Below are 12,081 nucleotides of genomic sequence, written 5' to 3'. Positions count from 1 at the left end.
AACTTAGTAGTCGTCCAAATACGACTACTTTTTTTGTTGAATCGTCCTTGGACGATTCAATGCTTTTGACTTGTAAGAACAGGATTGAATGAAGCCATACTGTTCGCATATTTTTAGTGGATGAACAAACAAAATACGAGAGATTTTTTCTTCTTTTTGTATGACAAAAAGAAAGAACTTTTGCCCATTTTATTTTTATAAAATGGGCAATTGGCGTTTGCTTAAAGCAAATCGACACAATCCAAAGGGGATAAAAGGGGAAAGTGAAACTTCCCCTTTTTCAAGCCACATTGTAATACAAGAACGAAGTGATTTGTATTACAATGTGATAGCTTGCCAGTATTTATGGTTTTATATTTGCTATTTTGTTGTGAGGATTGTAACCGAATAGGACGCAATTCTTATTACAAAATCAATGACAAAGGGCGATTGAGGAATAAGCGCTGGGGCATTTTATCTTTGAGGAAGTTCTTGATGGTTCAGAAAAATGTATCACAAATTTAAACAAAGACTCACTCATTTAAGAGACGCTACTATCATGAAATTTTGTTGTTGCGATAAGCAACTTCTGATACACGATTTTTAGCCATTACATCACTCGTTTTTAGAGTGATGTGTAAGTGCGCATTAACCTCGCTATAATATATTATAATAGAATACCCGTGGTGCTAGTTAATTTTAATATCCTAAAGAATATCTCAAAGTTCCTTCAAAACGTCGTTGTGCTCGACTTAATAGAACACTGTAAGCCAGTAATATGCTTTCAAATCTACTCTCTAGCCCTTTAACAGAACGTGAGTTGAAATTTTGACAACCTAATTTTTCTATGGAACAATCGGCGAAAATTCGTTATTCATTAGAACACCCTACAGAGAAAAATCCATATGAATCATTACCAAAAGTTAATATGTTTACGTTTGATATGAAAAATAAAGAACGCTTTTCGGATAATTCAAAATCGTTTAATTTCCGTGAGTTTTTCCGAGTGAATGAAAATAATGAGTTTGTTCATAAACATGATATTAATGCATTCTTAGATAATATTACTAATCAAGATAGTAGCACTAATTACCCATTTTCAACTAATCAATACCGTAATGAATTAAGGCATACATTATGGCTATTACCTGGAGTTAAAGAAGCGAACGCATTTGAAAAATTACTTAATGAACATCAGATTTTTGGAAAGGAATACAAAATTGTTAATGTTGTTAAAGATGATAAATCAGATAGCAACGAAGTCGTAACAGAGGGCGATTTGGATAAAGTTCGGCAAGCAATAGGAGATCCCAGTCAGAATAAAACTATTACACTTACTGTTCGTAAATTAACAACGGGGGTTAATATCCCTGAGTGGACTGCCGTTCTTTGCCTTTCAAATACCAATAGTGCTATGAATTATCTTCAAGCTGCATTTCGAGCTCAAACGCCATTTTCTCATGAAAAACTTGGAATGAAGAAGAATTGTTATATCTTTGATTTTGCTCCAGATCGTGCACTTACTGTCATGGCTGAAAGCGCACAAATTAATTCCGGTGTAGGTAAGAAAAATACATTACAACAAAAAGAAGCTATGACACAATTACTGAATTTCATGCCTATTTTGGGTCAAACAGACCATGGTATGAAAGTTTTTAATGTTGATAGAATGCTTACCCAACTCAAAAAAGTTTATGCGGAAAAAGCTGTTCGTTCAGGATTTGAAGACGATTCACTTTACAATGATGAATTACTTACACTTGATGAAGCAGATTTGAATGATTTTAATAACTTGAAAGAAATTGTTGGAAAAACTAACCTATCAGGACTACCAAAGAAAGTTGAAATAAACGTCAATGGATTAACGGATGAAGAGTATGAAAAAGGAGAAAAAGCTCAGAAAAAGAAGCCTCGAGAACGAATTACAGAAGAAAAAGAAATTATTGAAAAAGTCAAACAAGCAAAAAAACAACGCAAAGCAATGATTTCAATTTTGCGTGGAATTTCCATACGAATTCCGATGATCATTTATGGTATGCCTATTGAGGTTGATAAGGAAATGGGAATCGATGAATTTGTCAATCACGTTGATAGCATTTCATGGGAAGAGTTTATGCCAAAAGGCATTAAAAAGTCTGATTTTAAGCGGTTCGCAAAGTATTATGATCCAGAGGTTTTTGTCGAGGCAGGAAGAATTATCCGACAGAGGGCTCAGTCTTATGATGATCTAGAGTACACAGAAAGAGCAGAGAAAATTGCAGAACTTTTTGGAACATTTAAAAACCCAGATAAAGAAACTGTTTTGACCTCATGGAGAGTTGTTAATCTACAGCTTTCTAAAACAATTGGCGGATTACGTTATTTTGATGAAAACTTTGAAAACACTACATCGAACGGGCAAGATTCGATCACTTGGGTTGATACAGAGATCACAAAAGAAGTATTTAAACCGAATACTAAAATTCTTGAAATTAATTCTAAAACAGGGCTATATCCTCTCTATGTAGCAAGTTCATTATTTCATCAAAAACGAAATAAGCTAAACGATGATCGAGCAGGAAGATTCAGCAAGATTGATGATGATGAAATAATACAAGAAGTTTTGAAAGAAAATATTTATGTCATTGCTAAAACGCCTATGGCCAAGACTATAACGCGGCGTACATTAGCAGGATATAATGATTGGACGACTAATATTTTATATGTAGAAGAAATTGATCAAAAACTCAAATCAAATATGGATCAAACCTTAAATGAAATACAAAAAGGACTGAATGTAATGAAATTTGATGTAGTGATAGGAAATCCCCCACATCAAGAAAAAAGTATCGGAGATAGCACGCAAAAACCACCAATTTATCATAAATTCATGGAACTTGCTTATACCATTTCTGATAAGGCAGTGTTGATTACTCCTGCTCGTTTTCTATTTAATGCAGGTGCAACTCCAGAAGATTGGAATCATAAAATGATTAATGATAATCATTTAAAAATAGTTTATTTTGAAAATGTAAGTTATAATATTTTTCCAAATACAAATTTTGGATCTATTGTAGTTACCTATTGGGATAAAAATAAAAACTTTGAACCAATAGGTATCATGACAAACTTTTCTGAACTTAATTTAATTATTAAGAAATTAAAAATCAATGGTATTGATACGTTGGATAGTATTGTTTCGGGGCGCGGAGTGTATAAATTGACACAAACAGCTCATAACGAACATCCTGAAATTGAAGATATTCAATCAAGGGGACATAAAAACGATGTTGGAACCGGAGTTTTCGGTAAATTAGAAAACATAATCTTTTTTAAAGATAAACCTAATGATGGAAGAAAATATACTAAAGTACTGGGATTATTGGATAAAAATAGAGAGTATTTTTGGGTAGATACAAGATATATAACTCATACACCTGATTACACTAAATTCAAAGTTGTTTTACCGAAAGCTAATGGAACAGGATTACTGAAAGACAAACCATCAAAGATGATAGGGGCTCCTTTAGTTCTTGAACCATTTGTTGCTTTTACTGAAACATTTATTTCTATTGGTGCTTTTGATAACGAAGAAGAAGCACATAATGCATTAAAATATATTAAATCAAAATTTGCACGTGCTTTATTAGGGGTACTTAAAGTTACTCAAGATAATCCGAGGGATAAATGGAAATTTGTACCACTTCAAGAATTTAATAGTAATTCTGACATCAACTGGGCAAAATCAATCCCAGAAATTGACCAACAGCTCTATACAAAATACAAATTATCTCAAGATGATATTGATTTTATTGAGGGTAAAGTTAGACAGATGGATTAATATACCAAATACATTTTATTTTGTCGATCATTATGGGGTCACAGGAACATCTGTACAGAAAAAGCGGTAGAAAAACGAACAACTGACGATAAATTACGTTAGTTGTTCGTTTTTTTTGTTTAACTTTTTCAGTTTTAGTCGATTAATTTCACGATAAAATGTTCCTGTAGATATCTGATTTGTTTCAATAATCTCTTTGATTGAATAATCTCCACTTTTGTACATTCGAACTGCAATATCTAACTTCTCCTGTGGAACTTTAGGACGGCCAATCGCTACACCTCGTTTTTTGCTAGCTTCGATTCCTTCACGGACTCGATCAGCTAATAGATTACGTTCCAATTCAGCAATCACACTCATCATTTGTAACATGGCCTTCCCCGTGGGTGTTGAAGTATTCATATTTTCTTTGAGAGAAACAAATTGAATTTGTTTTTGATCCAATTCTTGAATCAAGTTCAAAATATCCAAAGTATTACGTCCAAGCCTAGAAATACTTTCTACCACAACAATATCGCCTTTTCGTATAGTCTGGAGAAGCTGCTCAATACCAGGTCGATTTCTTTTTGTTCCCGTATATTTTTCTTGAATAATCTTCTCTGCGCCAAAATTTTTTAACTGATCAATTTGACGATCTAAATTTTGGTCGTCTTTCGATACTCTAGCATAACCAATAATCATATAAATCCCCTCAAAATTATATTCTTGCTTATTATGAAGAATTCTCTTCTATTTTGCAATAGGTTTTGAAAATCAGTAAAATACGTTTTAAAAGCTTGATATAACAATGTTTCATAGTTTCAAAAAGTCATTGTAAAAACGATTCTAAATAACTATTTCCAAAACCTACCGCTATTTTCTGTTTAGTTGTTCCAGTGACCCCATACCTAATAGATCGCCAACGCGTGTCATCACCTTATAAAACTGCTTCTCCGTTATATGTCGATCTGGATGGGACGTTGAGGGAAATAACCAATCCGAAGTGATATTCTGTTGGACTAGCCAATCATGATATTGTAGCAAGTCTTGTTGGACGGGCTTTAAATATAAGGTGTTTGCTTTGCCTGTCTTTTTATCATGAATAAAGGCCGTATTTATAACAGTTCCTTCGGGATTATAGACATCTGATTTTTTTAACGTCATGACATCACTCACCCGTAGTAGAGTGGCTTTTCCAACTTGGAAGATGGTGTAGTTTCGACGACCAGCGCGAAAACTATCTAACAAGGTGTCCTGTACCATCTTTAATACGTTTGAGTCTTCAATTGGCAGTACAATCTGTTGAGACATCATATACCTCCCCGTTAATTAAATTTTGTCTATTTGATTGATATCAGACGGATCGTATGTTGTTGTACCTTTTGGCTCATACTCTGTAACTAATACATCTTCTTCGTTTAATATTTGGCGCTACGATATTTGGAGTTGATAGGCAGCTTACCTACCAGCTCCAAATATCGTAGCGCCAATAATGTTTTATGGAGGGCACACCTGTCTCAGCGTGTCCTCCTTTGTTTTGCCACAAAATTAAAATCGGTGCTAGCTAACTCTCATAATTATGCGGCGGTCAAGTGGTCCCAATATGTCGTAATTATCGATACACCGATATTCACCGTCTTGACAATGCTGATGTGATGCGATAAATTATCCTTGTTGAGCAAATTAAAATTAAATGAGTTAAAAATGTGAACGATTTGTGTTTTTGCAAAGCTTTGTCTGGGAAGATGGCGTGCTCAACAACCAATATGAGGGGGGGAGTCACGAATGCGTAGAAATTCGATGACCGAAATGAAGAGGCACTACAAGTTATATAAGTCGGGATCCAAGGGGGTAGCGGCGGCAATCATTACCGTTAGTGCGGGAGCTATTGTGCTGAGTGGTTACGCCACACAATCAGTGTCGGCCGATACCACGGCGGCGGCAACGGTACAAACGCAAACCGACACGGAAACGACCGGACAATCGTCCACCGCGGTGGACGACGCGCAAAATGCAGCGGACAACCACACGCAAAGTAGCACGGCTACGGAGGAGGGCACGACGCCAGCTACTACTACGAGTCAATCGCAGGCTGGCTCAAGTGCAACCACTAGCGGCGCCACTGCCACCACTGCCACCAGTGGTGCGAGCGCGTCGAGTTCAAGCGCTGCAACCACATTGGCGGCAACGGTACAAACGCAAACCGACACGGAAACGACCGGACAGTCGTCCACCGCGGTGGACGACGCGCAAAATGCAGCGGACAACCACACGCAAAGTAGCACGGCTACGGAGGAGGGCACGACGCCAGCGCAATCATCAGCTACCGCGTCACAGGCGACGCCAGCTACTACTACGAGTCAATCGCAGGCTGGCTCAAGTGCAGCCACTAGCGGCGCCACTGCCACCAGTGGTGCGAGCGCGTCGAGTTCAAGCGCTGCAACCACGACGACACCTGCCGCTACCACCACCGCGCAGGCTACAGCCGACGCAACCGCCGATCCCGGTCCCGCAAACCAGGATACGTTGACCAAGGGGAACGTTGAGGGCTTGTGGAATGAGGGTTATCAGGGTCAGGGCATGGTTGTGGCCGTGATCGATTCTGGGGTCCAACCACACGCAGACTTGCGGTTGACTGACGATAGTACGGCGGCGATTAGCAAAGACGCCGCGGAGGCCGCTATTGCTAAGCTAGGGCACGGCACGTACGTCAACAGCAAGATTCCCTTTGCCTACGATTACGTGAACAACGATAGTGTCAACACGGGGACTACGGTGTCCGGGTCTACGCACGGTGAACACGTCGCTGGTATTATTGCCGCCAACGGGACGGTTGCCGATGGCGCTACCGGTACGTCTAAAGCGTCAGTCTACGTCAAAGGGGTCGCCCCGGAAGCCCAGATTTTGGCGATGCAGGTCATTGATGAGTTCCCGGACGAAAATGCTAACGATATTTCCCGGGCAATAAGGGACGCCGTTTCGATGGGAGCCAATGCCATCCAAATGTCACTGGGAGTTGGTGTGGCCGAACAAGATCTGACCGACGAGGAGCAAGCCGCCGTGCAGTACGCTACCGACCACGGAGTCTTTGTTTCCATCTCGGCCAGCAACAACGGCAACGCGGCCAGCATTGTGGGCTCTGATAAAAAGAATGATATTTCCACGGCGTACGTGCCGAAGAACGATTCAACCATTGCTGATCCCGGTGCCGCAGCGTCCGCGATGACCGTCGCCGCCGAGAAGAGTGCGACTGGTGCTGATTCTGAAATGGATGGATTCTCCTCGTGGGGACCGATGGCGGACTATACGCTTAAGCCGGACATCGCGGCGCCCGGTGATCGTGTGACCTCCACGGCCATTGACCCGAAAACCAATACCCAAACATACGCGGTTGAGTCCGGTACTTCCATGGCTGGCCCGTACGATGCCGGTGCGGCCCTACTAGTCATGCAGAAACTCAAGGCAACCCGTCCAGAATTGCAGGGCGCGGACCTGGTTAAGGCCGTTAAGCTAGCGTTAATGAACGCGGCAGACCCAATGATTGACTTAAACTACCCGGACACCTACGTCTCCCCGCGGCGCCAGGGTGCTGGACAAATTGATGTGACCAAGGCGGGGAACTTGGACGTCGCTGCCGAGGGTACAAATAACGCCGGCTCGGTATCGCTGGGTAAAATCGGGCAGACGACCAGCTTCAACGTGACTTTAACCAATTACGGACAGACGACCCAAAGCTACACGGTCGACTACGACGGTGGGCCCCTCACGCAGGTGCGGGACACCAGTAAGGGTAATATCGTGCACGACCAGAAATTGGCAGGAGCGGCGGTGAACAGTGCTACGCCAACGTTTACGCTCGCTCCCGGTGCCAGCGAAGTGGTGACCTTCACGCTCACGTTGGATGATGCGGTTGCCGCTAACCAAATTGTCGAGGGCTACTTGACATTTAAAGCGGGAGACGACACCCAGACCATCAGTGTGCCGTACCTCGGCTACTTTGGTGACCTCACCACCGAGCAGATTATTGATGATCCGGCGAACAAGCAGGATTCAATCTTTAAGGGTGGGTACCTCGTTGATAACAACAATAACCCGCTGGGGGTCACCGACGCTGCCTCACTGAGCAACCTCGTGAATAGCGACGTAACAGGCAAGTACACGTGGGGACAGGTGCCCGTGTACATTGAGAACGGCAAGGTCTCGTTCTCGCCTAACGGAGACGGTGCTAGTGATACCGTGTACCCATACGTCTTTGCCAAGCAGAACCTCAAGGCGGTCACCATTCAGATACTGGACGCTAATGGTAACTTGGTTCGCGTGCTCGACAAGGAGAACAACACGACCAAGTCATACCTGCAAAATGGCTTCAGGCACAACTCTGACTTAGGGTTGAGCACCGACATGCGTCTGGATGCTGACGCGTTTACCTGGGATGGTCGGATTTACGACCAACAGACGGGCAAGTACATCACGGCGCCGGATGGTAGGTACACTTACCGGATTGTGACTGAGCAGTACAACGACGGGGCGGAGCAGGAACAAAACTTTGATTTACCTGTAGCCGTGGATACCGTCGCACCGACTCTGACCGGTCTGACTTACGCCGAAGGTCAGTTGACGGCCAGCTACAACGACCAGGGTGCGGGGTTCAGCCAGTTTAGTGACGCGGTGCTCAAGATTGGCGCCCAGGAGTATGGGGTGAGTCTCGATAACAACGGGCAAAGTAACGCTGGGACAATCAGCTTCAAACTGACGGCAGCGCAAATGGCCGCCCTAGCAACGAGCGATGGGCAGCTGACCTTGACGGTGACGGACGTTGCTGGCAACCACACCAGCGCGAGTGTACAGGCGTTTGCGGGTACTACTTCAGCCTCAGCAACCGATACTACCGCCAACGTCGCACCGCAGTTTAGTTGGCAAGTCGGTGACGGTAGTAATAACTATTGGCGTACGAAGGGTTTCGTGCAGGCCGTGTCCGACCAGACGAGTTTCACCGCGTACGCCCAGGTGCCGGCGGGTGTCGATTGGATTGTTTACGCAACCGACGCTAGGGCGGGCAAAGTGTTCCCAGGCAAAGTCGATACGGCTACTGGTATCGTGACGTTTAACCTGACCGAAGGGGCTCCCTACGGCGACTTTGTGGGCACCGTACTGTACCCGACCGCTAACTTTGGCGAATACAAGCGGGCTGGACGTGCTGACGGGGACGAAATGATCGTCTTCCTTGACGCTGACGGCACTGCCGGATACGGTCACTTCAGCACAACGAATCCACACACGGTGATTGCCCTGCGCGATAACGCAGACGCGGCTGCGGACGCTACGGTCACGACCGGGGCGCCAGTGCTTAGTGGGCGCGCCTTTGCGGACATTACGACGCACGCACAGCCAACTGCTGGGCTTTCCTTTGATAAGTTTAACGACAACACGTTTACGTTGGTGGGTGCTGATCAGGTGGCGGACGTTTACGACCCGCAGACTGGTGAACTGACGATTACGGGTAAGGTGGCTGATCCTGCCGGGAAAGCCATGACGGTGACTGATGCTACCGAGCCGACCAAGGCGGTTGCGATTAACGCGGACGGGACGTTCAGCTTCACGGTACCATTCAAAGCCGCTGAGCAGCAGTCAGTTGGTTACCGTCTGACGACGACTACGACCAACGATGACGGTACGACGGCAAGTAGCACGGCTTACGGCGCGCTCCAGATCTACCTGGACACCGTCTTCCCAACTTTGTCCATGCCGCAAGCCGACACGTTGACGGTTGATGCGGATGGTAACTACGATATCACGACGTCAGACCCGACCTTTACCGTCACGGGCACCGTAAACGATAACGTGAATGGCTACCGGCTGTACACGAACGGCGATAACGTTGTGCACCAGAAGAACCTGGCTGGGTTTAACAACCACGTGGATGCGGATGCGGCCAGCTCAAACCCTTATGGGGCGGCTGACTTTAGCCAGACGTACAACCTGTTGGAGGGCGATAACTACTTCACCGTGACTGCCGTGGATATGGTGGGTAACACCATCACGAAGGTTTTCCACGTCGTACGGGTGGACGCAACTAGCGTGACACCAAAATCGCAGGGCAGTAAGGGTACCGCCATCACTAGCCCCGTGGTTGATGGTGGGCAGCGCGGGCAGGCGCAGGGCGCTCCAGACGTGCACCCTGCTGCACCTGGTTACAAGAATGATGGTCAGGGTGGCGTACAGCTAGTACCTGCCGCCATCACCAGCCCCGGGGTTGATGGTGGGCAGCGCGGGCAGGCGCAGGGCGCTCCAGACGTGCACCCTGCTGCACCTGGTTACAAGAATGATGGTCAGGGTGGCGTACAGCTAGTACCTGCCGCCAGCCAGGCAGGTCGTCCGCAGAGTGGTGCTGAGCAAGGTCAAAGCCCAGCAACTACGACTGCAGCGGCACTGCCGGCGACGGGGGAAACACACAGCCCGTTGGCCGCAATCGGTCTAGCTATCCTCAGCGTGCTGGGACTGGCTGGACTTGCATCCCGGAAGCGGCGTGTATAGTTTATATGTAGACGATAGCGGCAACATCGGGGGGGGGGTGAAGAGGATGCAACCAGTGACCATTACTAATTTAGACCGGGTGTTGACCGCGTTGGTGCAGGCGCGCCAGCGGGGAGAACTCTCTCCTGACCAGGTGGTGCTGGATGTACGCCCGCACGAGCCCGGATCGGCGCACGTTTTCACGGTACGGGACGACGCTGGCAGGCAGCACGTACTCGTTGAACTCCGGTTTGATGAGCCCTTACCCGATAACTACGCCAGTGAAATACGCCGCCGCGGCTACCACCTCGAATTGGTGGATGGGCGGTAATCATAAAGAACTTGAAGTCGGTACACGGCGCATTGATTGCGAAGTGTGCCGGCTTTTTGCGTTTGTCTCGGCAATTGTTGGCTCTTCGTCAAGTAGAGTTGATAGATCTTTTGTGAAGCATCTAGGCCTTAATTGGTCTAGGTGCTTTTATTATGGTGCTGCCTTGCTGCTCTTAGCTCTGAGCCAAACCCGTTCCAGGAATATACGATTGATGAAATTGTTCCAATTCGTATAGCCGTACGCAGTGTTCTTAATCTTCTTGATGATGCCGTTAATACCCTCAAGGAAGCCAATTGAGTACTCATAGCGTAATGCATTGATGACTTGTCTCTTGTACTTCTTTAACGTTTTGATAGACTGATCCATTCGGTTTCCTAATGATCGATAGCTCTCTAGTGCGGCTGCGAGTGCTGACGCATCACGCTTTCTAACCGCTCCTATAATCTCTTGGTAGACTTCATATGCTGCCCGGAACTCCGGGCTCAGGTCTAAGCTCTTGGCGACCAGATTTACAGTTGTTTCGTAATAGCCGACGCTGGTGTGATACGTGGGTTTTATTGCTTCAAGTTCGTTGAAGTCCTTAAGAAAGATTTTCCACTCGCGTTTCATGAATCGGTATTCCTTGCTACGCTTAGATAGACCCTTCATTACTTGGATACGGACCATGTTGAGGGCGGTCGACACCATCTGGACGATATGGAACCGATCCACAACTATCTTGGCGTTTGGAAACAAACGTGGAACTAGGTTGATATATCCGGCGTTCAGGTCTAATGACACTGTCTGCACTTGCTGGCGGACACTGAGTGGAAAGCCTTCAAAGTACTTCGTTATTGCGTATGCCGTCCGGCTCGGTAGAATTGCGCCAATCTGGTGTCGATCGCCATCACCCCAGATGAAGCTCATTTTGTTGGTAGCTTTGAACTCATCAAAAGCCAGATGCTTCGGGAGCCATAGCTTTTGATAGTAGTTATGCTTCGCCGCTTCTTCATCAATAATCCGCTGGACGGTCTTATCAGCCACGTGGAAGCGTCGCGCAATGTCGGTTAATGGACAGTTGCTGAAGGCTTCAAATAGCACCATCTGGCGGACTGGGGTGCTGATGGTGCTACGCGCTCGGACGTAATCAGTCTCACTCTGAAAGACCGACCGGCACAATTCACAACGAAATCGCTGACGGCTAAGCTTTATATAGGTGGGACGGTAGCTGTAACTGGGCATAAGTACGCAGGTACGTTCAAACCCATAACGAACTAGTTTGCTGGCAAAGCCACAGGCAGGGCAATGCTCTGGTTGGAGTTTAAGTTCGGCATAGAAGACAAGGGCTTTAGCGCCCCGAATTTCTTCAATGACAGCGTCTTGCGTAAAGATAATGTTAGGGTCCTTGATTTCTAGAACCATTCGGATAGACTTACTTGTAAGGGACATTACACAAACTCCTATTCTCTATTCTTTGGTC

General features: G+C 45.6%; 5 protein-coding genes and 2 pseudogenes. 3 read left to right on the top strand and 4 right to left on the bottom strand.

Annotation, left to right across the window (positions count from 1 at the left end):
* Nucleotides 1-678: 678 nt before the first annotated feature.
* Nucleotides 679-831: pseudogene (locus tag RBL01_RS13105) on the bottom strand (IS982 family transposase); the annotation flags it as partial.
* Here RBL01_RS13105 and RBL01_RS13100 point away from each other — a divergent pair.
* A complete protein-coding gene (locus RBL01_RS13100) occupies nt 827-3,799 on the top strand; it encodes an Eco57I restriction-modification methylase domain-containing protein (protein WP_307781022.1) in 2,973 nt (990 codons plus the stop codon). The pseudogene RBL01_RS13105 and the gene RBL01_RS13100 overlap by 5 nt on opposite strands.
* Nucleotides 3,800-3,892: 93 nt before the next feature.
* Here RBL01_RS13100 and RBL01_RS13095 read toward each other — a convergent pair whose 3' ends face one another.
* Nucleotides 3,893-4,480 carry a recombinase family protein gene (locus tag RBL01_RS13095; protein ID WP_002330479.1) on the bottom strand — a complete coding sequence of 196 codons (588 nt, stop codon included), beginning with the start codon at nt 4,478-4,480 and terminating at the stop codon, nt 3,893-3,895.
* Between the two features lie 192 nt (nt 4,481-4,672).
* Nucleotides 4,673-5,089, bottom strand: a pseudogene (locus tag RBL01_RS13090) (tyrosine-type recombinase/integrase); the annotation flags it as partial.
* Between the two features lie 474 nt (nt 5,090-5,563).
* Between RBL01_RS13090 and RBL01_RS13085 the strand changes: the two are divergent.
* Together RBL01_RS13085 and RBL01_RS13080 are read left to right on the top strand one after the other, a co-directional pair.
* Nucleotides 5,564-10,312: a S8 family serine peptidase gene (locus tag RBL01_RS13085; protein ID WP_410779663.1), complete on the top strand. Its 4,749-nt coding sequence runs from the start codon at nt 5,564-5,566 to the stop codon at nt 10,310-10,312.
* Between the two features lie 46 nt (nt 10,313-10,358).
* A complete protein-coding gene (locus RBL01_RS13080; protein ID WP_008271158.1) occupies nt 10,359-10,622 on the top strand; it encodes a hypothetical protein in 264 nt (87 codons plus the stop codon).
* A gap of 150 nt (nt 10,623-10,772) precedes the next feature.
* On the opposite strand, the gene RBL01_RS13075 is transcribed toward RBL01_RS13080, so the two are convergent.
* Complete coding sequence (locus RBL01_RS13075) at nt 10,773-12,050, bottom strand: ISL3 family transposase (protein ID WP_072538804.1); 1,278 nt, start codon at nt 12,048-12,050, stop codon at nt 10,773-10,775.
* Between the last annotated feature and the right edge of the window lie 31 nt (nt 12,051-12,081).

Source organism: Enterococcus sp. SB12 (assembly GCF_030910025.2).
Taxonomy (GTDB): domain Bacteria; phylum Bacillota; class Bacilli; order Lactobacillales; family Enterococcaceae; genus Enterococcus_B; species Enterococcus_B faecium.
The sequence above is the reverse complement of the archived record's forward strand: the minus strand, read 5'-3'. Positions and strand labels throughout refer to the sequence as shown.